Source organism: Stenotrophomonas maltophilia, assembly GCF_025642255.1.
GTDB classification, from domain to species: Bacteria; Pseudomonadota; Gammaproteobacteria; order Xanthomonadales; family Xanthomonadaceae; genus Stenotrophomonas; species Stenotrophomonas maltophilia_P.
On record NZ_CP106759.1, the window covers coordinates 2,017,421 to 2,044,086 of the forward strand.

At 66.8% G+C, this 26,666-nt stretch carries 15 protein-coding genes; 13 read left to right on the forward strand and 2 right to left on the reverse strand.

The window, feature by feature from the left end; translation table 11 throughout:
* Window positions 1-22 precede the first annotated feature (22 nt).
* Window positions 23-1,270, reverse strand: a complete 1,248-nt coding sequence (locus N8888_RS09325; RefSeq protein ID WP_263178284.1) for an arsenic transporter — start codon at window positions 1,268-1,270, stop codon at window positions 23-25.
* Window positions 1,271-1,672: 402 nt separating this feature from the next.
* On the opposite strand from N8888_RS09325, the gene N8888_RS09330 reads away from it, so the two are divergent.
* From N8888_RS09330 to N8888_RS09365, 8 genes are all read left to right on the forward strand, one after another.
* Window positions 1,673-4,810, forward strand: coding sequence for a TonB-dependent receptor (locus N8888_RS09330; protein ID WP_053518517.1), 3,138 nt, complete (start codon window positions 1,673-1,675; stop codon window positions 4,808-4,810).
* Window positions 4,811-4,947: 137 nt separating this feature from the next.
* Window positions 4,948-5,706 (forward strand): SapC family protein, encoded by a 759-nt coding sequence (locus N8888_RS09335; protein ID WP_263178286.1) that lies wholly within the window; start codon window positions 4,948-4,950, stop codon window positions 5,704-5,706.
* A gap of 9 nt (window positions 5,707-5,715) precedes the next feature.
* Complete coding sequence (locus N8888_RS09340) at window positions 5,716-6,732, forward strand: cupin-like domain-containing protein (protein ID WP_263178288.1); 1,017 nt, start codon at window positions 5,716-5,718, stop codon at window positions 6,730-6,732.
* Window positions 6,733-6,740: 8 nt separating this feature from the next.
* The gene (locus tag N8888_RS09345; protein ID WP_263178290.1) at window positions 6,741-8,273 is read left to right on the forward strand and encodes a tryptophan halogenase family protein; all 1,533 of its coding nucleotides are present in this window, start codon (window positions 6,741-6,743) and stop codon (window positions 8,271-8,273) included.
* 197 nt (window positions 8,274-8,470) lie between these two features.
* Complete coding sequence (xylB, locus tag N8888_RS09350) at window positions 8,471-9,964, forward strand: xylulokinase (RefSeq protein WP_263178381.1); 1,494 nt, start codon at window positions 8,471-8,473, stop codon at window positions 9,962-9,964.
* A 46-nt stretch (window positions 9,965-10,010) separates the two neighbouring features.
* On the forward strand, window positions 10,011-11,345 hold the full coding sequence (gene xylA, locus N8888_RS09355; RefSeq protein WP_253118467.1) for a xylose isomerase: 1,335 nt from the start codon (window positions 10,011-10,013) through the stop codon (window positions 11,343-11,345).
* A gap of 45 nt (window positions 11,346-11,390) precedes the next feature.
* Window positions 11,391-12,800, forward strand: a complete 1,410-nt coding sequence (locus N8888_RS09360) for a sugar porter family MFS transporter (protein WP_111187020.1) — start codon at window positions 11,391-11,393, stop codon at window positions 12,798-12,800.
* Between the two features lie 5 nt (window positions 12,801-12,805).
* Window positions 12,806-15,355 carry a glycoside hydrolase family 3 protein gene (locus N8888_RS09365; protein WP_263178293.1) on the forward strand — a complete coding sequence of 850 codons (2,550 nt, stop codon included), beginning with the start codon at window positions 12,806-12,808 and terminating at the stop codon, window positions 15,353-15,355.
* Window positions 15,356-15,428: 73 nt separating this feature from the next.
* On the opposite strand, the gene N8888_RS09370 is transcribed toward N8888_RS09365, so the two are convergent.
* Window positions 15,429-16,487 carry a LacI family DNA-binding transcriptional regulator gene (locus N8888_RS09370; RefSeq protein ID WP_053516379.1) on the reverse strand — a complete coding sequence of 353 codons (1,059 nt, stop codon included), beginning with the start codon at window positions 16,485-16,487 and terminating at the stop codon, window positions 15,429-15,431.
* Window positions 16,488-16,579: 92 nt separating this feature from the next.
* Here N8888_RS09370 and N8888_RS09375 point away from each other — a divergent pair, with 92 nt between their 5' ends.
* From N8888_RS09375 to N8888_RS09395, 5 genes are read left to right on the forward strand one after another with little or no spacing between them, the layout of a single operon-like run.
* Window positions 16,580-18,754 (forward strand): alpha-glucuronidase family glycosyl hydrolase, encoded by a 2,175-nt coding sequence (locus tag N8888_RS09375; RefSeq protein ID WP_263178295.1) that lies wholly within the window; start codon window positions 16,580-16,582, stop codon window positions 18,752-18,754.
* A 2-nt stretch (window positions 18,755-18,756) separates the two neighbouring features.
* Window positions 18,757-20,733, forward strand: a complete 1,977-nt coding sequence (locus tag N8888_RS09380; protein ID WP_430542982.1) for a sialate O-acetylesterase — start codon at window positions 18,757-18,759, stop codon at window positions 20,731-20,733.
* A 59-nt stretch (window positions 20,734-20,792) separates the two neighbouring features.
* Window positions 20,793-22,475 carry a glycoside hydrolase family 43 protein gene (locus N8888_RS09385; protein ID WP_263178384.1) on the forward strand — a complete coding sequence of 561 codons (1,683 nt, stop codon included), beginning with the start codon at window positions 20,793-20,795 and terminating at the stop codon, window positions 22,473-22,475.
* Entirely contained in the window at window positions 22,475-25,180 is a 2,706-nt protein-coding gene (locus tag N8888_RS09390; protein ID WP_430542979.1) for a glycoside hydrolase family 3 protein, read from the forward strand. The genes N8888_RS09385 and N8888_RS09390 overlap by 1 nt, the downstream gene beginning before the upstream one ends.
* Complete coding sequence (locus N8888_RS09395; protein ID WP_263178300.1) at window positions 25,167-26,651, forward strand: MFS transporter; 1,485 nt, start codon at window positions 25,167-25,169, stop codon at window positions 26,649-26,651. The genes N8888_RS09390 and N8888_RS09395 overlap by 14 nt, the downstream gene beginning before the upstream one ends.
* Window positions 26,652-26,666: the final 15 nt, after the last annotated feature.

Consider the following 26,666-nt stretch of genomic DNA (forward strand, 5'->3'; position numbering starts at 1 on the left):
CCTGTGCCGGACCTGCGATGGCTCAGAGCAGCAGCAATGCCCCGAGCAGCGCGGGCGGCATCACCAGTACGCCGATGCGCAGGAAGTCGAGCCCGCTGACATGTTCGCCTTCCCGACGCAGGGCCACCAACCACAGCAGGGTCGCCAGCGAACCGGTCACCGACAGGTTCGGGCCGAGGTCTACACCTATCAACAGTGCCGCGCGCGTCTGCGCCGGCAGGTCGGCCATCTGCCCCAGTGAGCCTGCGGCCAGGCCCACCGGCAGATTGTTGGCGAGGTTGCTGAGCAGGGCTGCGGCCGAGCCGGCCATCCACCCGGCCTGCTGCGGTGAGGTGCGGGCAAGGGACTCCAGCGCACTGGCCGCCATCTGTATCACGCCGGTCTGTGCCACGCCTTCGACCAGCACGAACAGACCTGCCACCAGCGGCAGCACGCCCCAGGACACGTTGCGCAGAAGCGGCAGTGGGCTCTGGCGCTGGCGAAGGGCGACGGCGACGACGCTCGCGCTGCCTGCGCAGAAGGTCACCACCCCCAGCGGGCCGTTCAACGCCGACGTCACCAGCAGCGCTGAGCCGGTGAACAGCACGCCGTAAGCACTCAGGCGACCGCCAGCAGACAGGGGGCGATGTTCCGGCGCCGGGGCCAGTGGCTGCGCGATCTCGCGGCGGTGCACCCAGCGCAGGACCAGGTAGGTCGCACCGATCGCCGCCAGCGACGGCAACGCGAACTGCGCCAGCCACTGCTGCAGCGGTGGCATGTGCCTGCCATACACCACCAGATTGGCCGGATTGGAGATGGGCAGCACGAAGCTTGCCGCATTGGCGATGAACGCACAGACGAACAGGTAGGGCAGGGGATTGGCGCGGGCCGCCCTGCACGCGGCATAGACCGCAGGGGTCAGCACGACCGCTGTCGCGTCGTTGGAGAGGAATACCGTCACCAGCGTGCCCACCAGGAACACCAGGTCGAACAGCCGCCGCCCGGAGCCCCCCGCGTGCCGCACCGCGTACAGCGCCAGCCAGTCGAACAGGCCTTCCCGCCGCGCGAGCTCTGCCAGAACCATCATCCCAACCAGGAACAGATAGACATCACCGCCTTCGGCGACCGCACCGAGGACCGTGCCGACCTGCATCACACCGGTCAGCGGCAGCAGCGCCGCCGCCACGACGGCCCAGACATACTCGGGCAGGCGGAAAGGACGGAACAGCAGACCCACGGTGGCGAGCGCCACCGCCGACCAGATGATGGCGGAGGAGTAGGAAGCGAGCATGGGGAGGGGGAGCAGGAAACGCGGCATCATACCGTGTGGGTCGCGCCGCGGCCGCGTGTGCGATGCGCACAAGGGGACTGCCGCAGGAATGATTTGCTGCGCTGCACGGTGACAAGCGGGAACCAGGGTGATTAGTCTGCGCCTCAACGCGATGGTAGCGCTACCAATAGATTCGGGGTTTTGGGTCCAGGGGCTGCCTTCTTTACCGCGTGTTCGTCCTGGCAGGCTTGAAAGCGAGTTTGAGTCGCGGCGCGTCCGGCGCCCGCGATGTTCGGTTTGGAATACGGGCCTCGCCCGTGCGTGCCCCTGGGAGGGGGCGGTACATCCATTCGATCGTATGTCATAGGGGACTTTCATGAGCGCTCGCAGTTTCCGTGCTACTCCAGACCCGAGGACCCGTCCATGAGCCGGACCTTGGCGAAGTTCCGCTCCAGGGCCATGTTCACGTTCGTCGGCGGCGTCCTGGTGATCAATCCCGCCTTCGCACAGGAGGCCTCCACGACCACCGCACAACCGCCTACGGCGCAGACGCAGCCCACGCAGCCTACTCAGCTGGACGCGGTGCAGGTGACCGGTATCCGCAACAGCCTCAGCCAGGCCATGGACATCAAGCGAGATTCGGCTGGCGTGGTGGACGCGATCAGTGCCGAGGACATCGGCAAGTTCCCCGATACCAACCTGGCGGAGTCGCTGCAGCGCATCACCGGCATCTCCATCGAGCGCCGTGACGGCGAAGGTGCGCAGGTCACGGCACGCGGCTTCGGTCCGCAGTTCAACATGGTGACCCTCAACGGACGCCAGATGCCCGGTGCCGATGCATTCGGTGCGTCCGGGCAGGTCGCCATCGGTGGCGTCGACGGTGGCACCCGCGCCTTCAACTTCGCGCAGCTGGCCGCCGAGGCCATCAACGGCATCGAGGTCTACAAGACCAGCCAGGCGCAGGTACCCAGCGGCGGCATCGGCGCGACGATCAACATCCTGACCGCGCGGCCGCTGGATCACGAAGGGATCATCGCCAATGCCGGCGCGAAGCTCGTCTCGGACCGCAGCCAGCCGTTCGACAATGATCTGACGCCGGAGCTGTCGGGCATCTTCAGTTACAGCAATCCGGAAAAGACCTTCGGTGTGAGCCTGAGCGCGAGCCAGCAGAAGCGCAAGGGCGGCTCGGTGCAGGCCACGGAGAACTACTGGAACGTGCAGCCGTGGACGGGCTCGATGCCCGGCAACCCGACGGTGGTCAACGCGCCGGAGATCGGCCAGCTCTATGCACGCCCGAACGACCTGCGCTATGCATTCTCGGAGTTCGAGCGGGAACGCGTGAACGGCCAGGCCGTTCTGCAGTTCGCGCCCACGGACAGCCTGACCCTGACCGTGGACTACACCTACTCGACCAACGAGATCACCGAGAACCGTGGCGAGCAGGGCATGTGGCTGCAGAACAGCAACTACACCAACGTCCAGTTCGATACCAGTGGTGCAGTGGCCACCCCGGTCTACATCCGCGAAATCGCCGGCACCAAGGATTTCGGGTTGGAACAGCAGCGCAGCATGCAGGAGTACAAGCTGGGATCGCTTGGCTTCAATGCCGTGTGGAATGTCACCGACCGCTTCAAGCTGAGCTTCGACGCACACAATTCGAAGAACGAGAGTCGTCCGAATGATCCGCTCACCGGCGGCGGCTCGATCTTCATGAGCATTGCCGGCACCAACAACTGTACCCGTGGCCCCCATTGCGGTGGTTCCTGGGTGCAGGAACTGGAGTTCAACAATGGTCTGCCGGTCGGCACCCAGACCTGGTATCCCAGCACGGCAGATGCGATCGCCGGCACCAACGGCGTGGTCAACCCGGGCTTCCAGGAGGGCGAGATCGGCACCCAGGTGCTGCGTGTCAACGCACAGTCGCAGGTGAGCGAGATCAAGCAGGCCCGCGTGGACGGCGAATGGAACTTCGACCAGGGGCGGTTCCAGTTCGGCGTGGATACCAACAAGTCGACCACGCACCGCATCCAGGCAGCCGAGGCCTACTCGACCCTGGGCGACTGGGGCGTGGCCAACGTGAACCGGGATACCGATGCAGGGCTCATGGATCTGCTGCGTCCGGTCAACATCGTCGGCCTGTTCGACGACTACAGCGCCAGCAGCTGGCCCGCATGGCGCGGCAACGCCGGCCAGCTCGCACAGTGGGCGGCGGACGAATATGGCGTGGGACTGGGAGTCAGCCCGCAACGCGCGGCCGACAACTTCGTGGAAGAGAAGACCAAGGCGGCCTACTTCCAGGTGGAACTGGATGGCCAGCTGGGCAGCATGCGCACCAATACCCGGCTGGGCGTGCGCTACGAGACCACCGACGTGGTCTCGACCTCGGTGATCGCCGTTCCCGAGTCCATCGAGTGGCAGGCCAACAACGATTTCCGCATCGTGCTGTCCGACGAGCAGCAGCCCTTCACCGAGAAGGCAAGGTACAGCTACATCCTGCCCAATCTCGATTTCAGCATCGATTTCACCGATGAGCTGAAGGGCCGTGCGTCGTTCGGCAAGAGCATCGCCCGCGCGCCCTACGGCAATCTCTATGCGGGCCCGGGCGCACAGCAGCCGTTCGGATCGGTGCTGATCGATCCGTCGTCGCGCGCCAGCGGCAACGCGCAGAATCCCAGCCTGAAGCCGCTGGAATCGGACAACCTCGACCTCGGGCTGGAGTGGTATTTCGCCGACGCCAGCTATGTGTCGTTGACCTACTGGAACAAGTCGGTCGACAACTTCATCGGCAATACCGTTGTCCAGGAGAGCCTGTACGGGCTGACCGATCCCACGTCCGGCCCGGATGCGCGTGCGGCTCTGGACTTCCTCACCAGTGCAGCCTGCGTCTCCCAGGTCGGTGCCGCCAATGCGGCCGCCTGCTCGGCCAACGACACCTCGCTGTTCACCGCGCTGGCGTTGCTGCGCAACAACCCCGCCGGACTGGCGGCCTACAACGGAACCGACGCGCAGGTGCTGGCCACCGAAGCGGCCTACGATCTGTATGGCCAGGCGGACGATCCGCTGTACCAGTTCAATGTCAACCGCCCGATCAACCAGAACAAGTCCAAGCTGCACGGCTGGGAGCTCGGCGGGCAGTACTTCTTCGGCGACACCGGTTTCGGCGTGCTGGCCAACTACACGATCGTCAGCGGCGACGTCGGCTACAACAATGGCGGCGATCCGGGCATCGACCAGTTCTCGCTCACCGGTCTGAGTGATACCGCCAACGCCATGCTCATGTACGAGAAGTACGGCTGGTCGGTCCGCCTGGCGTGGAACTGGCGCGACCAGTACCTGATCCTGGCCAACCAGGGCGCCAGCCGCAATCCCTACTATGTGGAGGCTTACGAGCAGTGGGATCTGAGCGTGAACTACACGCTGGACGACCACTGGTCGTTCGGACTGGAAGCGATCAACCTGACCGGCGAGGACGTACGCTGGCGCTCGCGCACGTCGCAGATGATCGTGAAGCTGGCTGACCAGAGCCCACGCTACATGCTGGGTGTCCGTTACAAGTTCTGAGTCTGGCGACGGACCCGTCCGGCGCGGTACCGTTGTCCCGGCAACGGTACCGCACGGGCCTGTCCTGACGCAGCACCTGTCGCACGTGCCGGCGGTACCCTGCCGGCCACTGGCCCCGCACCGGACTGGACGCCCTGATGGCCCGCTATGAAATGCTCAACAACATCGCCCATCGGGACCTGAGGGTCGCCACCGGCTTCGGCCCCGAGTTCGGCGACGCCGTGGGCATGGTGCCGGCCTATCCCAGCGAGTTCGCCGAACTGCAGCGGGAATATCCCATCTTCCTGCGCAAACAGGCCGGATCGGGCGAATGGCAGGCCGTCGCCCTGCTCGGGTTTGAACAGCACGAGAACCTGTTCCTGCAGGACGGCCGCTGGAACGCCTCCTATCTTCCGGGAGCCGCAGCGAAGGGGCCGTTCCTGATCGGATTCCAGGAGCATTACGTCGACGGTGTGCTCACCCGGGAGGCGGTGATGCATGTCGATCTGGACCATCCCCGGGTCAACACCGACGCCGGCGAGCCGCTGTTCCTGCCGCAGGGTGGGAACACCCCCTACCTCGACCACATCGCCGGCGTGCTGCGTGGCATCCATGATGGCAGCGCGTTCGGCGCCGCGATGTTTGCAATGCTCGACGAAAGCGGACTGATCCAGCCGGTCACGCTCGATGTGCAGATCACGCAGCATCACCGGGTGAGCGTGAACGGATTGCACGGCATCGACCGTGAGCGCCTGGCGCTGCTGGACGACTCGACGCTGGCCGCGCTGAATCGCGCTGGCTGCCTTGAGGGTGCCTACCTGATGCTGGCGTCGCTGCACAACATGCGCCGCCTGATCGCCGAGAAGCAGCGACGCCTGCGCGCGCAGGATGCAGCAGCGTCCACGGCCAGGAACTGAGGGCGGGCGATGGGGGCTACGATGCGGATACTGGAGGGCATCGATCCTGCTGCGCTGCCTCTGGCCTCGCTGGTCGAGGCCGGAGAGCCGGTAGTGCTGCGAGGCATTGCGTCAAACTGGCCGCTGGTCGAGGCTGGACAACGCTCCACGCTGGACGCGCTGGCCTACCTGGGCGGCGTCGACGCGGGCGTGCCCATCCAGTACTCGTTCGGCGGGCCAGACATCGACGGGCGCCCGTTCTACACCGCCGACTTCAGCCGGCTGAACTTCGAGGTCCGTCGGGCATCGCTCAGCGAGGTGCTGGACGGGATCGCCTCGACGCTGCATGAGCCAAGACCGCCCACCTACTACGTGGCGTCGCTGCCGGTGGAGCGGGCATTGCTGCCGGCATTCGCACAGGCCAACCAGGCAGGGTTGGCAGGGCAGGGCATCGACGCGTTGGCCAGCATCTGGATCGGCAACCGCGTCACCGCATCGTGCCATTTCGATACCCCCGACAACCTTGCGTGCTGCGCGGTGGGCCGACGCGAGTTCACGCTGTTCCCGCCCGAACAGATCGACAATCTCTACCCAGGCCCGCTGGATCCCACGCCAGGCGGCCAGGTGGTGAGCGTGGTGGACTTCGAACGTCCCGACTTCGACCGGTATCCCCGCTTCAGGGAGGCCCTGGCGAGTGCACGCAGCGCAGTGCTGGAGCCAGGGGATGCCATCTTCATTCCCAGCATGTGGTGGCACCATGTGCGCAGCCTGGCGCCGTTCAATGTGCTGGTGAACTACTGGTGGCGTAGCTCGCCGGCCTTCCTCGGCTCGCCCCTGCCGGCGCTGCACCATGCGATGTGGGCCCTGCGCGATCTGCCCGCGCGTGAAAAGAAGGCGTGGGAAGCGCTCTTCCAGTATTACGTATTCGGCCCCGGCGAGCGAGCGGGGCAGCACCTGCCCGACGATGCGCGGGGGGATCTTGCACCGTTCGACGAGCAGCGCGCGCGCCGCATGCGCGCGATGCTGCTGGGCAGACTCAACCGCTGAGGGGCACCGTGATCGATACCGCGAGCACAGCAGAAGGGCGCATCCGCAAGGTGGTCATTGCCGGCGGTGGCACCGCCGGTTGGCTGGCCGGATGTGCGCTGTCCCATCAATTCCGCGACCAGCTGGACATCACCCTGGTCGAGTCCGAGCAGATCGGTACGGTCGGTGTCGGCGAGTCCACCGTACCGCCCATCCGCACTTTCCATCACTTTCTGCAGATCGACGAGCAGGAGTTCCTGCGCGCGGTGGCCGGCACGTTCAAGCTGTCGATCTCGTTCGAGAACTGGCGCCTGCCGGGCGAGCGCTTCTTCCATCCGTTCGGCACCATCGGACATGGCACCTGGGCCACGCCGTTCCACCATTTCTGGCTGGACAGCCTCCGCCGCGGGATGCCATCGGATCTGGGCGATTTCTGCCTGGAGAGCGTCGCCTCGCGCGACGACCGCTTCTCGCTGCAGACCCAGCCGCAGCCCAGCTACGCCTATCACTTCGATGCCGGTCTCTACGCCCGGTTCCTGCGCCGCAGAGCCGAGGCGCACGGCCTGCGACGGGTGGAGGGCAGGATCGCCGAGGTCAGACAGCATGCGCATGATGGTTCGGTGCAGTGGCTGGTGCTGGACGACGGGCAGGTCATCGAGGGCGATCTGTTCATCGACTGCACCGGCTTCCGTGGCCTTCTGATCGAGCAGACATTGAAGACCGGCTATGAGGACTGGCACGAATGGCTGCCGTGCGATCGTGCCGTCGCGGTACAGACCGAATCGGTCGCTCCACCGGTGCCGTACACCCGGGCCATCGCCCATGAAGCCGGATGGCGTTGGCATATCGCGCTGCAGCACCGCGTCGGATGCGGGCTGGTCTATTCCAGCCGGCACATGTCCGACGACGAGGCGAGGGCGAAGCTGCTGCGCGACGTGGGCGCACCACCGCTGCGCGAACCCTGGCAGGTGCCCTTCCGCAGTGGACGCCGTCTGCAGGCCTGGAACAGGAATGTGGTGGCGCTGGGGCTGGCCAGTGGCTTCATCGAACCGTTGGAATCCACCAGCATCCATCTGACGATCAGCGCCGTGGTGCGGCTGATCCAGTTGTTTCCGTTCGATGGGATCGCGGCCTCACTGGTGCAGCTCTACAACGAGGTCAGTCGCCAGGAGATGGAACACGTGCGCGATTTCATCATCCTGCATTACCACGCCACCCAGCGCGAAGAGCCGTTGTGGAAGGCGTGCCGCGAGATGGCGGTGCCCGAGTCGTTGCAGCAGCGGCTGCGCGCCTGGCGTGAGCGCGCGCACGCGTGGCAGGACCCCGGCGAGCTGTTCCGGGTCGAGTCGTGGACCAGTGTGCTGCTTGGCCAGGGCATCCAACCGGGCCGCCCGCACCCGCTTGCGCGGGCACTGAGTGACGCCGACCTGCGCACGCTGCTGAAACGCATCCAGCAGCCGGTGCGGCAGGCGGCCACGCAGATGCCATCGCAGGCGGAATTCATCGACCGCTATTGCCGGTCGGGCCCCGAGGTATGGCACGCGAACAGGGCGGCGTCGTAACAGGTCTGCCTGCAGATGCCGCGACGGCGAGCAGGGTTTTGCGTTGCAGCACGCTTTTTCCGCCGCGGCTGGTTACAGTGCGGCATCACGGCGGGCGGCACGCACGCCGTGCAAACGAGGAGGCAGTGCAACAAGGCCTCCTTTTTTGAATGTCAGAAATGGTAGCGCTAACTTTTCGGTGTTCGGAGGCGGTTTCGATGGGTCTGGTTGCCGGTATCGACGCAGGAACGCAGAGTTTGAAGGTGCTGGTCTACGACCCGGAGGCGCGTGCCGTTGTCGCCCGTACCAGCGCGGCGCTGGAGATGAGTAGCGGCGCCGATGGCAGCCGGGAACAGGTGCCAGCGGACTGGGTGGCGGCGCTGCGCACCTGCTTCGACGGGATTGATCCATCGCTCCGGTCACGCATTGCAGGTCTGGCCGTATCAGGCCAGCAGCACGGCTTCGTGCCGCTCGATGCGGCGGGCGACGTGCTGGCGCCGGCCAAGCTCTGGTGCGATACCAGCACGTCGGCCGAATGCACCCGGATCATGGACGCCGCCGGCGGAATCGACCGGACCATTGCACTGGCCGGCAATCCGATCCTTGCCGGCTATACGGCCTCCAAGCTGCCGTGGACGAAGACGCATCGCCCGGCAGCCTATGCGCGGCTGGCGACCATCCTGCTGCCGCACGACTATCTCAATTTCGTGTTGACCGGGCAGCGGTTCTGCGAGCACGGAGATGCCTCCGGCACGGGCTGGCTTGATGTGCGCACGCGCACGTGGTCGCAGGCGCTGCTGCGCGCCACGGATCCGGACCGCGATCTTGCTGCCTGCCTTCCGCCCATCGCCCCACCCGACGCGCTGTTCGATATCGACACTGCGGCGGCCCGCATGCTCGGACTGCCGGTGACGGTGAAGGTGGCGGTCGGCGGCGGCGACAACATGATGGCGGCCATCGGCACCGGCTGCGTCATGGAAGGCCGCCTGGCGATGAGCCTGGGCACGTCGGGCACGTTGTTTGCCTACTCCGATTCACCGGTGATCGATCCGGACGGGGCCTGGGCCGCCTTCTGCTCTTCCACCGGCGGCTGGCTGCCGCTGATCTGCACGATGAACTGCACCGTCGTGACCGAGCAGGTAGCGAGCACCTTCGGTTTCAGTACGCGTGACGGCGATGCCCACCTCGACGCGACGTCGCCCGGCGCTGGCGGATTGGTCATGCTGCCGTTCCTCAATGGTGAGCGCACCCCCGACCTGCCGCTGGGCAAGGGTGTGCTGGCCGGCCTGGACACCCACAACTTCACGCCGGCGCACATCTACCGCGCTGCCATGGAAGGGGCGACCTACAGCCTGAAGTTCGGCTACGACGCGTTCAGACGCGCCGGCATGCAGTTCGACCGCATCGTGCTTACCGGGGGTGGCAGCAACAGTGCCGCGTGGCGGCAGCTGGTGGCCGATGTGTTCGGACTGCCGGTCGACGTGCCGGTGCAGGCCGAAGGCGCGGCATTCGGTGCGGCGCTGCAGGCCCTGTGGGCCATCGGGCGGTCGCAGGGTGATGCCGCGCCGATCAGCGAGGTCACCGCGCAGCATGTCCGCGTGGACCCGGCACTGTCCGCGCGTCCGGATTCCGGCCGCAGTGCGGCCTATGCCTCCGCCTATTCGCGCTTTCTCCGCCATCTCGAGGCCGTCACGCCGCTGCAGCGCGGCTGAGGTCCGCCTCCCTCCAACATCCCGCACAACGACAGGAGCACCTACCATGACCACGCAGCCCTTCATCGGCGCCAAAGAGTACTTCCCGGGCGTCGGCCGCATTCCGTTCGAGGGCAGGGACTCGGACAATCCGCTCGCCTTCAAGGTCTACGACGCGAACCGGGTCATCGGCGGCAAGACCATGCAGGAGCACCTGCGCTTCGCCGTGTGCTACTGGCACACCTTCTGCAACGCCGGCCACGATCCGTTCGGACCGGGAACCCGGCAGTTTCCGTGGGAGGCCGGTTCGCCGCTGGCCACTGCAGAGGCGAAGGTCGATGCAGCCTTCGAGTTCTTCACCAAGCTGGGTGTGCCGTACTGGTGCTTCCATGACATCGACCTGGCGCCGGATGCAGACGACATCGGCCAGTACCAGAAGAATCTCACGCACATGGTGCGCCTGGCCAAGGCCCGCCAGGACGCCACCGGGGTCAAGCTGCTGTGGGGTACGGCCAATCTGTTCTCGCACCCGCGCTACATGAACGGCGCATCGACCAATCCTGATTTCGCCGTCGTTGCCCGTGCCGCGGTGCAGGTGAAGGCCGCGCTGGATGCCACCGTCGAGCTGGGGGGCGAGCACTACGTGTTCTGGGGTGGGCGCGAAGGCTACGCGTCGCTGGCCAATACGCAGATGAAGCGCGAGATCGAGCATTTCGCGCGGTTCCTGACGATGGCCCGCGACTACGGCCGCAGCATCGGCCTGAAAGGCAACTTCCTCATCGAGCCCAAGCCGATGGAGCCGATGAAGCACCAGTACGATTTCGACAGCGCGACCGTGGTGGGCTTCCTGAAGGAGCACGGGCTGGACAAGGACTTCAAGCTCAACATCGAAGCGAACCACGCCACGCTCTCGGGGCACACCTTCGAGCATGACCTGCAGGTGGCCTCCGACCATGGCCTGCTTGGCAGCATCGATGCCAACCGTGGCAATGCGCAGAACGGGTGGGACACCGATCAGTTCCCGAGCGATCTGTACGACACCGTAGGCGCGATGCTGGTCGTGCTGCGGCAGGGTGGCCTGGAGGGCGGGCTGAATTTCGACGCCAAGGTGCGCCGGGAGTCGACTGACCTGGAAGACCTGTTCATTGCCCACATCGGCGGCATGGACGCGTTCGCACGAGGTCTGGAAGTGGCACACGCACTGCTCACCGAGTCGCCGTGGGAGCAGTGGCGCAGGGAACGCTACGCCAGCTTCGACACGGGGGCCGGCAAGGATTTCGAGCGCGGCACGCTGAGCCTTGCCGACCTGGCCACGCTGGCCGCCGATAACGGCGAGCCGCGCCAGACCAGCGGCAAGCAGGAACGCTACGAGAACCTGCTCAACCAGTATCTGCTGCGCTGAGCACGGCAGCGTCAAGGCGGCAATGGAGCGATCGAGGGGATGTCGATGAACCAGGCAGCAGATGGCGGAGAGAACACGCGGCTGATCGTTCTGATCAGCGTGGTGGCAACGATTGGCGGGTTCCTGTTCGGGTTTGACAGTGGCGTCATCAACGGCACCCAGGACGGCCTGCACCAGGCGTTCCGCTCCGGGGAATGGATGCAGGGCTTCGAGATCGCCTCGATGTTGCTGGGCTGCGCCGTGGGTGCCTTCAGCGCCGGCAGGTTGGCCGACCGGCTGGGGCGGCGCAATGTGCTGATCCTGTCGGCGGTGATGTTCCTGCTGTCGGCGCTGGGGGCCGGCGCTGCGGGTTCTTCCGCGTGGTTCATCGTCGCGCGGGTGATAGGGGGATTTGCAGTTGGCGCGGCGAGCGTGATTTCACCGGCCTACATCGCCGAGGTGGCACCCGCCCGTTACCGTGGCCGACTGGCTACGGTGCAGCAGATCGCGATCATCAGCGGGCTGACCGCAGCGTTCCTGTCCAACTACCTGCTGGCCGCCGCCGCCGGGGCATCGACGGAGCCTCTGTGGGCAGGGCAGGCCGCCTGGCGCTGGATGTTCTGGATGCAGGCGGTGCCCTCGCTGGTGTTCCTGCTGCTGTTGCTGACCATCCCCGAGAGCCCCCGCTACCTGGTGGTGAAGCGGCGCAAGGAGGACGCACTGCGGGTTCTCACCCGGCTGCTGGGCCGCGACAAGGCACAGCTCACGCTCGACGAGATCGAGGCCTCCCTGTCCACCGACCATCATCGTCCGCGGCTGTCCGACCTGAGGAGCAGAGCGACCGGGCGGATCCGTCCCATCGTCTGGGTGGGTGTCGGCCTGGCCTGTTTCCAGCAGCTGGTCGGCATCAACGTGGTCTTCTACTACGGCGCCGTGCTGTGGCAGGCGGTCGGGTTCTCGGAGAACGACGCGCTGCTGATCAATGTGCTGTCCGGCGCACTGAGCATCGGCGCATGCCTCGTCACCGTGCTGCTGATCGACCGTATCGGTCGCAAGCCGCTGCTGTGGATCGGCTCGGTGGGCATGTCCGTATCCCTGGCGCTGGTGGTGGCGGCCTTCGCCAGCGGCTCGCTGGCCGACGGGCACCTGCAGCTGCCGGGCCGCATGGGCACCCTGGCGCTGGTTGCCGCCAATGCCTACGTCGTGTTCTTCAATCTGTCCTGGGGACCGGTGATGTGGGTGATGCTGGGCGAGATGTTCCCCAACCAGATCCGGGGCTCGGCACTGGCCGTCGCCGGTGCAGCGCAGTGGACGTCGAACTTCGCGGTCACGGTGACGTTTCCGATGCTGCTGGCCGCGGCCGGGCTGGCGGCAACCTACAGCATCTACCTGGTGGCCGCGGTGGTCTCGGTCGTGTTCGTGCTGCGCCATGTGCACGAGACCAAGGGCAAGGAACTGGAGCAGATGGAAGGATGAGCGCCATGACATCGCAGGATTCCATGCGCCGTGCCGGCGCGCTGATCGCCGGACTGATGCTGGCGCTGGTCGGTTGCAAGGGGGGAGACCGGCCAGCGCAGGCCACCGCTACCGAGGCTGATCCATGGCCACAGGTGGCCTGGCCCCTGGCCGAGGATGCCGCACTGGAGAAACGCATCACCGACCTGATGGCCGGCATGACCGTGGAGGAAAAGGTCGGCCAGCTGGTGCAGGGAGACATCGCCAGCATCACCCCCGACGACGTGCGCAGATACCGGCTCGGCTCGATCCTGGCCGGAGGCAACTCCGATCCTGGCGGTCGCTACGATGCATCGCCCGCCGAGTGGCTGGCGCTGGCGGACGCGTTCTACGACGCCTCCATGGACACCTCGCAGGGTGGAAAGGCAATTCCGCTGCTGTTCGGCATCGACGCGGTGCACGGGCAGAGCAACATCATCGGCGCCACGCTGTTCCCACATAACATCGGGCTCGGCGCTGCTCGCAATCCCGAGCTGCTGCGCAGGATCGGCGAGATCACCGCGCTGGAGACACGCGTCACCGGCATGGAATGGACGTTCGCGCCAACGGTCGCGGTTCCGCAGGATGACCGCTGGGGGCGCACCTACGAGGGCTATTCGGAGTCTCCCACCGTAGTGGCCAGTTATGCGGGTGCCATGGTGGAGGGCCTGCAGGGCAGGATAGGGTCGCCTGACTTTCTTGATGGCCGCCATGTGATCGCGTCGGTGAAGCACTTGCTGGGCGATGGTGGCACGACCGGCGGGAAGGACCAGGGCGATACCCGCATCAGCGAGGCCGAGCTGGTGCGCATCCATGCGGCCGGCTATCCGCCGGCGATCGCTGCCGGAGCACAGACCGCCATGGCGTCGTTCAACAGCGTCAACGGCGAGAAGATGCACGGCCACCGGCACTACCTCACCGACGTGCTGAAAGGGCGGATGAACTTCGGTGGCTTCGTGGTCGGCGACTGGAATGGCCATGGACAGATCAAGGGCTGCACGACCACCGACTGTCCAGCCACCATCAATGCGGGCCTGGACATGGCCATGGCGTCGGACAGCTGGAAGGGCTTCTACGAAACCACCCTGGCGGCAGTGAAAGACGGCAGGATCACTGCTGAGCGGCTGGATGATGCGGTGCGCAGGATCCTGCGGGTGAAGTTCCGCCTGGGCCTGTTCGAGGCGGGCAGGCCTTCCACCCGGGCGGTGGGTGGCCAGTTCGCGCTGATCGGCGCCCCCGAGCATCGCGCGGTGGCGCGGCAGGCGGTGCGCGAATCGCTGGTGCTTTTGAAGAACCAGAACGGCGTCCTGCCGCTGTCGCCGAAGCAGCGGATCCTCGTGGCCGGCGACGGTGCCGATGATGTCGGCAAGCAGGCCGGCGGCTGGACGCTGAACTGGCAGGGCACCGGCACGACCCGCAAGGACTTCCCCAATGCGGATACGATCTTCGAGGGCATTGCGCAGCAGGCCAGGGCCGCGGGTGGCGAGGCCACGCTTGCCATCGATGGCAGATACACAGTGAAGCCGGATGTGGCGGTGGTGGTGTTCGGTGAAGATCCGTATGCCGAGTTCCAGGGCGACCTGCCCACGCTGGCCTACAAGCCCGGCGATGAAACGGATCTGGGATTGATTCGCCGGCTCAAGGAAGACGGCATTCCAGTGGTGGCGGTCTTCCTGAGCGGGCGACCTCTCTGGGTGAACCGGGAAATCAATGCCGCGGACGCCTTCGTGGCGGCGTGGCTGCCGGGATCGGAAGGCGGTGGCGTTGCCGACGTACTGCTGCGTGGTCCGGATGGCCGCATGCAGCACGACTTCAAGGGCAGACTCAGCTTCAGCTGGCCACGTACGGCCACGCAGTACGCCAACAACGTCGGCCAGAAGGACTACGCCCCGCTGTTCCCGTTCGGCTTCGGTCTGAGCTATGCCGACAAGGGCGATCTGGCGGCACTGCCGGAAGTTTCGGGCGTCACCGGCAACGAGGGGGCAACCGGTGTCTTCTTTGCCCGCGGCGATGCAGGTGCCGGCATGGCGCTGCGGCTGGAGGATGGTGCCGGGCAGGGCATGACCGTGATCAGCGTGCCGGATGCACTGGCAGATGACCGTCTGAAGATCACCGGTGTGGACCATCTGGCCCAGGAGGACGGCCGGCGTCTTGTCTGGTCGGGTCAGGGGGAAGCTGTGGCCGCACTGCAGTCGCACACGCCGCTGGACCTGCAGCGGGAAGCCAACGGTGATCTGATGCTGTTGACCACGCTGCGTGTCGACGTGGCACCACGTGGCGACGCGTGGCTGGCGGTGGGCTGTGGTGCCGGGTGCTCGGCCCGCATCGCCATCGGGCCCACTCTGGCGGCGCTTCCGGTCGGCCAGTGGACGCGCGTGGGCATTCCCCTGAAATGCCTGGCTGCGGCCGGAGCGAAGGTGGGTGCGCTGGATCGGCCGTGGTCGGTGGGGACGGCTGATGCAATGACGATCTCCGTGTCCCGCGTGGCGCTGGGCGCGCTGAACGAAGCCGAGACCACCCTCGGATGCGGTGCGTGATGGCATCCTGCCTGAAGGCCAGCGCGCTGGACACAGGCACCGTGCGGGTGCCGGCATGACACGGGCCTGTGCGCTACCGGTGCGTAGGCGGGGCCGCCACCGAATCGCGTGCGATCAGGCGATGCGGCACGACATGATCCCGCAGTACGGGGGCGTTTCCGGCCGGGCGACGGATGGTGCGCAGCAGGATATCGATGGCAGCATTGGCCATCGAGGCGATCGGCTGATGGATCGTCGTCAGTTCCGGCCACACGGTGGTCGCGGCCGATGTGTCATCGAAGCCCACCACCGACAGGTCGCGGGGAACCTCCAGGCCGCGTCGGTGCGCCACGGAGATGGCGGCTGCCGCCATGTCATCGTTGCTGGCGAAGATGGCCGTCGGTGGCCGACGCTGGGACAGCAGCTTCTCGGCGGCGGCCAGTCCGGACCGGTAGGTGTAGTCGCCGTGCTGGACCAGGCCGGGTTCCACCGACAGTCCGGCCTCCTGCAACGCGGTGACGAAACCATCGTAGCGACGCGCACTCGCGCTCAGATCCCGGCGCCCTCGGATGAAGCCGATGCGGCTGTGGCCCTGCCGGATCAGGTGCTCGGTCATTTCCTTGCCTGCGTTGAAGTCGTCGATGCGGACGCAGGACAGGGCCTCGCTCAGGCGCCCCGATGCGATGGCCACCACCGGGATGCCGGCCTTCACCAGTTCACTCACGGCCGCCTGCGATTCGCACAGCGGCGGCGGCAGGATCACCCCGTCGACGCGGCTGGCCAGGGCACGCGCTGCCGTGCGCTCGGACTCATCGTCAAGGTTGTCCCAGTAGTCGATGACCAGTTGGATGGCAGAGCTGGACGCGACGCGCAGCAGCCCGACCAGCAGTTCGCGCAGGTAGGCACCGCTGGGATTGGTATAGATCAACGCAATGCGCGTGTGCTGCGCAGCGGCCAGCGAACTGGCCGCCAGATTGGGCGTATAGCCCAGCTCACGCACGGCACGCATCACCCGCTCGCGGGTGACGTCCCGCACCTTGCCCTGGTTGATCACCCGCGACACGGTCATCGGCGAAACGCCGGCAAGGGCCGCAACCTCGTCGATCGTCACGCCCGCGGTTCTGCGGCGAACCGATTTCTTCGGCTTGTCCAATGCACGATCCCTTTGTTCTTGGTGGCGTTGCCGCGCAGGTGCGAGGGCAGATGATGAACCGTTCCGGCGCCGGTCGTAGTCTACAAAGTCGAATGTTAACGCCGTTGTTCCGTGCTGTCGGCGGACGGCTGTGCGCCGCCCTTGCCTTGCTGGCATGCGCCGGTGGCGCACATGCGGAGGATGGCTACGCATTGTGGATGCGCTACGTGCCGGCGGCCGTGGAGGTCGCTGCCGGCTATCGGCTGCAGCTGGGCGAGGTGGTCGCCCCTGACCAGACGCCTACCCAGCGCGCCGCGCGTGATGAACTGGCGCGCGGCCTTCCCGGGGTACTGGGAACGGCACCGCCCATCCGCACGGACCTCGCCGGTGATCACGCCCTGGTGCTGGGCACGCCGCAGTCCTCGATGCTGGTCGCGCCGTTCCGCGAAGACATTGCCACCTTGGGCGAGGATGGCTACCTGATCAGGAAGGTCCGCAGCGGAGGACGCGATCTTCTGCTGGTGGCGGCACGGCAGGACATCGGTGTGCTGTACGGCGTGTTCCACCTGCTGCGGCTGCTGCAGCGTGGCGCATCGCTGGAGTCGCTGGACGTGCGGGAATCGCCCCGGGTTGCGCTGCGGGTGCTCGATCACTGGGACAACCTGGATCGCTACGTCGAACGCGGCTACGCGGGCAGCTCCCTGTGGGACTGGCAGACCCTGCCGCAGTGGCGTGACCCGCGCTATACCGACTACGCCCGCGCCAACGCGTCGCTGGGCATCAATGGCACCGTACTGAACAACGTCAATGCCAGCGCCCTGAGCCTGTCGCCGGCCTATCTCGCCAAGGCCGCCGCGCTGGCGGACCTGTTCCGCCCCTACGGCATCCGTGTGTACCTGAGCGCACGCTTCAGCGCGCCCATCGAGCTCGGCGGCCTGGCCACGGCCGATCCGCTGGATACGGAGGTGCAGCGATGGTGGCGGAGAAAGGTCGAAGAGATCTACGCCCTCATCCCGGATTTCGGCGGCTTCCTGGTCAAGGCGAACTCGGAGGGCCAACCGGGCCCGCAGGATTACGGCCGCTCCCATGCCGCCGGTGCCAACCTGCTGGGCGATGCCCTGGCGCCGCACAACGGCGTGGTGATGTGGCGTGCCTTCGTCTACTCGCACGAGGTACCCGAAGATCGCGCCAAGCAGGCCTACGGTGAGTTCATCGGCCTGGACGGTGCCTTCCGCCGCAACGTGATCGTGCAGGTGAAGAACGGGCCGATCGATTTCCAGCCCCGCGAGCCGTTCCATCCGCTGTTCGGCGCGATGCCACGCACGCCGTTGATGATGGAGTTCCAGATCACCAAGGAGTATCTGGGATTTGCGACGCACCTGGTGTACCTGGGCACGCTTTACGAGGAAGTGCTGCGGGCCGACACCCGGGTACGCGGGCCGGGCTCCACGGTCGCGCGTGTGGTCGACGGTTCGCTGCACGGCCATGCGCTGACCGGCATCGCCGGCGTCGCCAACATCGGCGTGGACCGGACCTGGAGCGGCTCGCACTTCGATCAGGCCAACTGGTATGCCTTCGGGCGGCTGGCCTGGAATCCGCAGCAGTCTGCCCGCGCCATCGCTGAAGACTGGGCCGCGCTGACGTTCTCGCCGGACCCGCAGGTGACCGGCCCGATCGTGCGGATGATGATGGCCTCGCGCGAAGCGGCGGTGGACTACATGACCCCGCTGGGCCTGCATCACCTCATGGCCCGTGGGCATCACTACGGCCCCGGTCCCTGGGTGGATGGGGGGCCGCGCGCCGACTGGACGTCCGTGTACTACCACCGCGCGGACCGGCACGGCGTGGGCTTCGACCGCACCTCGGCCGGGAGCAACGCGGTATCCCAGTACGCCCCGGCGGTCGCCGCGGAGTACGGCGACCTGGCGCGGGTGCCGGAGTCGCTGCTGCTGTGGTTCCATCATGTGCCGTGGGATCACCGCATGCGTTCGGGGCGGTTGCTGTGGGACGAACTGGTAGGACGCTACTCGCGTGGCGTGCGCCAGATGCAGTCCCTGCAGGCTACCTGGGCAACCCTGCAGGGCCGTATCGATCCACAACGCTATCAGCACGTGGCCGCGTTCCTGCAGATCCAGCAGGAGGAGGCGCAATGGTGGCGCGATGCCAGCGTGGCGTACTTCCAGTCGCTCAGCGGCCGGCCGTTGCCGCCCGGCGAACCGCCACCGCCGCACCCGCTGTCGTATTACCAGGCATTGCAGTTTCCTTTCGCACCGGGGGATGGACGATGAGCATGATCGGACGGGCCGGGCGGGCGGCCTTGCTGCTGGCTCTGGCTGCAATGGCCGGGTCCGTCGCGGCACGGGAGCCGGCGGCGTTGCTGCATCCGCTGTTCCAGGATCATGCCGTCCTGCAGCGTGATCAGCCGATCGCGGTCTGGGGCCAGGCGCCTGCGGGGGAGGAGGTTTCCGTGACCTTCGCCGGACAGGCGGTGACCACGCTGGCGGATGCCACGGGCCGATGGCACGCCACGCTGCAGCCGACTCCGGCAGGCGGGCCCCACATGCTGCAGGCAATGTCCGGCAAGGACATCCAGATCGCCCGCGACATCCTGGTCGGCGATGTCTGGCTGTGCTCCGGACAGTCGAACATGGAGCTGCCCGTGTGGCGCGCGCTCAATGCAGGCAGCGAGATCGCCTCCACCACGCTGCCGACGATCCGCCTGTTCACCGTGCCGCAGGCCGCGGCGGTGCAGGCGCAGACGACATTCCAGAGCGCGGTTGCCTGGACGCCGGCATCGCCCGCCACGGTGCGCGACTTCTCCGCGACCTGCCTCTACTTCGCACGCGAGCTGCAGCGCACGGTCGCCGTGCCGATGGGATTGATCCAGGCCGCCTGGGGCGGCTCGCGGATCGAGGCATGGACCAGCGTCGAGGCGCTGCGCGCGCAGCGGGGCATGGCAGAGCCCCTGGATATCCTCGCGCTGTATGCCGGTGACCCCCTGGCGGCACGCGCACGCTGGGGGCGGTACTGGCAGCAGTGGTGGGTGACGCGCGATGAGGCTGTGCCCGGCGCAGCGCCGTGGCGCGCGGAGGCCAGCGACAGCGGATGGCAACCGGCGCCGGCAGCGCTGGGCGCATGGGAGCATTGGGACGTCCCGGCGCTTGCCGATTACAACGGCATGGTGTGGTATCGCACGCAGGTCACGCTGAGTGCGGAACAGGCGGCGCAGGGCGCGACGCTCGAACTGGCATCCGTTGACGAGACGGACATGACCTGGGTGAACGGTGTCGCCGTGGGCAGCCAGTATGGCGCCGGTGAGCGGCGCTATCCGCTGCCGAAGGGGCTGTTGAAGGCCGGGTCCAACAGTGTCGTGGTCAACGTGCTGGACACCTACGGTGAAGGTGGCCTGGCCGGCCCTGCCACCGCACATGCGGTGATCCTGGAGGACGGTCAGCGGGTGGTGCTGGATGCGTCCTGGCAGTACCGGATGGCACCTGGCGGACAAGCGCCCCCGTTCGCTCCCTGGCAGGCGGCGACGGGTCTGTCGACGTTGTACAACGGCATGATCGCGCCGCTGGGCGCGTTCGGACTGCGCGGCATGCTGTGGTACCAGGGGGAGTCGAACACCGGCGACGGCGCCAGATATGCGGCACTGCTGCGCTCGCTGCGGGATGACTGGCGACGCCAGTTCGGTGCAGGCACGCCGTTGCTGCTGGTGCAACTGGCTGGCTATGGCCAACCGCCCGTCGCCCCTGCGGACAGCGGATGGGCGCAGGTGCGCGACGCACAGCGCCGGGTCGCGGCCGAAGATCCCCGCAGTGGCCTCGGCGTGGCCATCGACATCGGCGATGCCTACGACATCCACCCACCGAACAAGCAGGAACTGGGTCGCCGTCTGGCCCGGGTCGCGCGCCACGTCATCTACGGCGAGCACACAGTGGCCCCGTCAGGGCCGGATGCGGCCAGGGCCCTGCGTGTGCCGGCAGGCGTGGCCGTCGAATTCGAGGATGTCGACGGCGCCCTGGCAGCAATCGGTTCGAAGCACCCCATCGGCTTTGAACTCTGCGATGCCGCTGCCCCGCGCTGTGAGTACAGCGACGCCGAACTGGATGGACGCCGGGTGGTGTTGCGCAGCCTGCCTTCCCTGCGCCCGACGCATGTCCGCTACTGCTGGGCCGATGGCCCGGTGTGCACGCTGCGTGACAGCAGCGGGGCGCCGGCCGGTCCGTTCGAACTTCCCATTGCCGACGCCGAGGCCCGACGATGAAGATGTTGTCCCTGCAGCACCCTTCTGCCCGGCGCGCCCGGGTGTCACTGGCGCGCCGGATGCTGGCAGCGATGTTCGCGCTGTCGGCGGCGACCGCCCATGCCGCCTCGCCAGAGGCCGCGCCGCCGGTGTACTTCGACTGGTTCGAGTACCGCGGTCATGACACCGCGTTTGAGGCGCCGCTGCCGGCGGGCCACTACCGCAACCCGATCCTGGCCGGCTTCCACGCCGATCCGAGCATCGTGGGCGCGAACGGGAAGTTCTATCTGGTCAACTCCAGCTTCATCTACTACCCGGGCATTCCGGTGTTCGAGAGCGTCGACCTTGTCCACTGGAAGCAGATCGGCAACGTGATCGACCGTCCGACACAGCTGGATTTCGACGGTCTGAGCGTCTCCCGCGGCATCTTCGCGCCCACCATAGAGTTCCACGAGGGAACCTTCTACGTCGTCACCACCGCGACCGACAGTGGTGGCAATTTCATCGCCACCGCGCGGGATCCGGCGGGACCGTGGTCCGATCCGCACTGGTTGCCCAGCATCGATGGCATCGATCCGTCACTGTTCTTCGACGACGATGGCAAGGTCTATCTGATCAACAATGATGTGCCGCCTGGTCCGGCGCGCTACGACGGCCACCGCGCCATCTGGATGCAGCAGATCGATCTGTCGGCCTTCAAGCCGGTCGGCCCGCGCAGGGTGCTGGTCGATGGTGGCGTGGATCCGTCGAAGAACCCCATCTGGATCGAAGGGCCGCACATCTACAAGCGTGAGGGCTGGTACTACCTGTCCGACGCCGAAGGCGGCACAGGGCCGCAGCATTCGCAGGTGGTGCTGCGCAGCCGTGATGTATGGGGGCCGTACATCCCCTATCCGGGCAATCCCATCCTGACCCAGCGGGAGCTGCCGGACGACCGGCCGCTGCCGATCACCAATGCAGGGCACGCCGATCTGATCGAGGGTCCGGACGGCTCGTGGTGGGCAGTGTTCCTTGCCAGCCGCAATTACCAGAAGCGGCACTACAACACCGGGCGCGAAACCTATCTGCTGCCGGTTCGCTGGCAGGATGGCTGGCCGCAGATCCTGCCGACCGACCAGGCCATTCCCTATGTGGTCAAGGCACCGTCCTGGATGCAGGGGCAGGCGTCCCAGGCGCCGCTGACCGGCAACTTCGTCGACCGCGACACCTTTGATGGGCCGACGCTTGCCGCCCACTGGCTGCGCGTTCGGGTGCCCAAACAGGCCTGGGCCGACCTGGGTGACCGGCCGGGCATGCTGGCCGTGCACCCGCTTGCGGAGAATCTGGACACGCTGCGCAATCCGGCGTTCCTCGGTCGCCGCCAGCAGCATCTGCGCTTCGAGGCGAGTACCGAGATGTCCCGTCCGGCCATCGGCGTCGCGGCGGGCCTGGCTGCATTCCAGAGCGAGGCCTACTGGTACTTCCTTGGCGTCCGCAGCGTGCGCGGTGATCGTCTGTCGGTCTTCCTCGAGGGTCGCGACGGCAGCGGCAGCACGCGAACGCTGGCCAGCCGCGAGGTCCCCGCATCCGCGGTCCTGCGCCTGAAGATCGCCGGGGATGAGGCCGACTACGCGTTCTCGTTCGATACCGGTGACGGGCAGGGCTGGCAGACGCTGGCACGCGGTGTGGATGGCACGGTTCTGAGTACTGATCGCGCAGGCGGCTTCGTAGGCGCACTGCTGGGACCATTCGCGCGCGATGAGCGCGCCGGGAGGAGCAAATGATGATATCGACTTCGTCCAACGGCGCTGTCCACCGCGGCACGCGGCATGGCCGGCGGGTGCTTTACGCTGCGCTGCTGTGCGTGGCGACCGCCGCGTCGGCCGCTGCGCCGCGGCCATGGCTGGATGCTTCGGCCAGCTTCGAGCAGCGGGCCGCATCGCTGGTCGCCCAGATGACGCTGGAGGAGAAAGCCGCGCAGATGCAGAATGCCGCGCCGGCGATCGAGCGCCTCGGCGTGCCGGCCTACGACTGGTGGAACGAGGGGCTGCATGGCGTGGCGCGGGCAGGGCAGGCCACTGTCTTTCCACAGGCCATCGGCCTGGCGGCAACGTTCGACGTGCCGCTGATGGGCGAGGTGGCGACGACCATCAGCGACGAGGCCCGTGCGAAGCATCACCAGTTTCTCCGCGAGGGATCGCACGGGCGTTACCAGGGGCTCACGTTCTGGTCCCCGAACGTCAACATCTTCCGTGACCCGCGCTGGGGCCGTGGCCAGGAAACCTACGGCGAGGATCCTTACCTGACTGCCCGCATGGGCGTCGCCTTCGTACGTGGCCTGCAGGGCGATGACCCGGTGTACCGCAAGCTCGATGCCACGGCCAAGCATCTGGCCGTGCACAGCGGACCTGAAGCCGACCGTCACCACTTCGACGCGCGGCCCAGCCGGCGCGACCTGTACGCCACCTACCTGCCGGCGTTCGAGGCGCTGGTGAAGGAGGGCGATGTCGATGCGGTGATGGGCGCATACAACCGGGTGTACGGCGAGTCAGCCAGTGCCAGCCGGTTCCTGCTGCGCGACGTGCTGCGGCGTGACTGGGGCTTCAAGGGCTACGTCGTCTCGGACTGCTGGGCGATCGTCGATATCTGGAAACATCACCGGATCGTTGCCACCCGTGAAGCCGCCGCAGCGCTGGCGGTCAGGAATGGCACCGAGCTGGAGTGCGGACAGGAGTACGCCACGCTGCCCGCAGCCGTGCGCCAGGGCCTGATCACCGAAGCGGAGATCGACGACGCGGTGACACGCCTGTTCGCCGCACGGATGCGCCTGGGCATGTTCGATCCACCGGAGCGGGTGCGTTGGGCGCGGATTCCCGCCTCGGTCAACCAGGCGCCCGCGCACGACACCCTGGCGCTGAGGGCCGCCCAGGAATCGCTGGTCCTGCTGAAGAACGAGGGGGTACTGCCGTTGTCGCGTGACCTCAAGCGCATTGCCGTGGTCGGTCCCACGGCTGACGACACCATGGCGCTGCTCGGCAACTACTTCGGCACACCGGCCGCGCCGGTCACGATACTGCAGGGCATCCGCGATGCGGCGAAGGGTATCGACGTGCGCTACGCCCGTGGCGTGGACCTGGTCGAGGGGCGTGATGATCCCAGCGCGACGCCCCTGATCGAGCCGACCTTTCTGCGGCCGTCGGCGGCGTCGACCGAGCGTGGCCTGCGTGGCGAGTACTTCCGCACGGCCGACCTGTCGGGCACGCCGGCACTGGTCCGCACCGACGCGCAGATCGGCTTCCGCTGGGACCGCGGTTCGCCAACCGACAATCTGCTTGCCCGTGGTGAGGCGGCGCCGGGGCAGGGCATTCCGAGCGATGGTTTCAGCATCCGCTGGACCGGACAGCTGCTGCCGCCGGTATCCGGGCGCTATCGGCTGGAGGTGGCCGGCGACGACGGCTTCCGGCTGTATCTGGACGGCAAGCGCGTGCTGGACCACTGGGTGAACTCGGATCGTCTGCACGCCGAAGGTATCGACGTCGATCTGCAGGCGGGCCGCACCTACGAGCTGAAGCTGGAGTACTACGACGACGAGCGCGATGCGGGCGTGCGGCTGGGCTGGCGCATGCCGGGCGCCAAGGCACCCTTCGACGAAGCCCTTGATGCGGCCCGCGACGCCGATGTCGTGGTGTTTGTCGGCGGCCTGACCGGCGACGTCGAGGGCGAGGAGATGACCGTCAACTATCCGGGCTTCGCGGGCGGGGACCGGACCGATCTGCGGCTGCCGGCACCCCAGCGCACCCTGCTGGAGGCACTGCATGCCACCGGCAAGCCGGTGGTGATGGTGCTGACCGGCGGATCGGCAATGGCCGTTGACTGGGCCCAGCACCATCTGCCGGCGATCCTGATGAGCTGGTACCCGGGGCAGCGCGGCGGCACTGCCGTGGGCCAGGCGCTGTTCGGCGACGTCAACCCCGCGGGTCGCCTGCCGGTGACCTTCTACAAGGCCGGTGAAGCGCTGCCGGCGTTCGACGACTACAGCATGGAGGGCCGTACCTACCGGTACTTCCGCGGCACCCCCCTGTATCCGTTTGGCCACGGGCTCTCGTACACCCGCTTCGATTACGCAGCACTGCGCATTGATGCGGACAGGATCAATGCCGATGGCCGGCTGGGTGTGCACGTGGACGTGACCAACACCGGCACACGCAGCGGTGACGAGGTCGTGCAGCTCTATGTGCGCCGCCAGCAGGCCGGCAGCGACGAGGCCGTGCAGGAACTGCGTGGCTTCCAGCGTGTCCATCTCGCCGCCGGCGAACGGCGCACCGTGACGTTCTCGCTTGAGGCACCGCGGGACCTGCGCCGTTATGACGAAGCGGGCGGTGCCTATGCGGTGCCACCCGGGGCCTACGAGGTGCGGGTCGGCGCCTCGAGTGCCGATATCCGCGCGCGGGCCGGGTTCTCGGTGGAGGCCGTGCATGGCAAGCACTGAACACACCCTCACGGTGCGCGAGAAGCTGGGCTACAGCCTGGGCGATCTCGCGGCGAACCTGATCTTCCAGACCCTGATCACCTATCTGGCGTTCTTCTACACCGATGTCTACCGGCTGCCGCCGGCAACGGCGGCTACGATCATCTTCGTGGTCGGCATGCTCGGCGCGTTCGTTTTCACCCCGCTGATCGGCATCGCCGCAGACCGCACCTCGACGCGGTGGGGGCGGTTCCGTCCGTGGATCCTGTGGACGGCGATCCCGTTCGGCGTGCTGTCGCTGCTGGCGTTCAGCACGCCAGAACTGGGCGAGCGCGGCAAGGTCATCTATGCGCTGGGCACCTACGCTCTGCTGGTCTTCGTCTATGCAGCGAACAATCTGCCGTACTCCGCACTGAGTGGTGTGCTGACCGGCAGCATGGCACAGCGCAACAGCCTGTCGGCCTACCGTTTCGTGGCCGTGATGATCGCGCAGTTCATCATCCAGGTCCTGCTGATGCCGCTGGTGCTGATCCTGGGTGACGGTGACCGCGTGCGGGGCTTCGAACAGGTGATGACCGTGTTCGCCATCGTCGGGACGGTGTTCTTCCTGATCACCTTCGCCACCACGCGCGAGCGCATCGTTCCCACCCGCGAGCAGACCGGAGGCGTGCTGCAGGATCTGTCTGACCTGCTGCACAACCGGCCGTGGCAGGTGATGCTGGCCCTGACCGTCCTGGTGTTCATCAACCTGGCGCTGAAGGGTGGCACGTACATCTACTACTTCCAGTACTACATGAGCGACGCTGCGCTGACCGGCTTCCTGGAAAACTCAGGATTCAACGGCCTGATCAGCGCGCTGAACGCAGGTCTCGGTAGTGCTGGATTCGCCGGCTTCAGCTGGCCCAGGGACGCGGCAACCTCGGCCTTCAGCCTGTTCAATGCCTGCGGAATCATCTGCATGATCCTGGGCATCGGCGTGTCGCGACGGCTGGCAGACCGCTTCGGCAAGCGTGACGTCTTCGGCGGCGCACTGTTCATCTCAACCCTGTTCCTGCTGGCCTTCTACCTGTTTCCGCCGACGGCGGTCGGCGTGGCATTTGCTGCCTTCATGCTGCATGGATTCTGCTACGGCATCACCATCCCGCTGCTGTGGGCGATGATCGCCGACGTTGCCGACTACTCGGAATGGAAGAACCATCGCCGGGCCACCGCGATCATCTTCTCGGCGATGCTGTGCGGCCTGAAGATCGGCCTCAGCGTGGGAGGCGCCCTGGTCGCCGGCATTCTTGCCCACTACGGCTACCAGGCGGGCATGGCGACACAGCCCGAGGGCGTGGTCGAGGGCATCCGCCTGACCGTAAGCGTCTACTGCTCCCTTCCTTTCCTGCTCGCCGTGGCGCTGCTGTTCGCGTACGAAATCGACAAGCGCGCGGAAGCCCGCATCGAACAGGACCTCCAACTGCGTCGCCACTCGGCCGACGCATCCGCGTAACCCAACGATGACGAC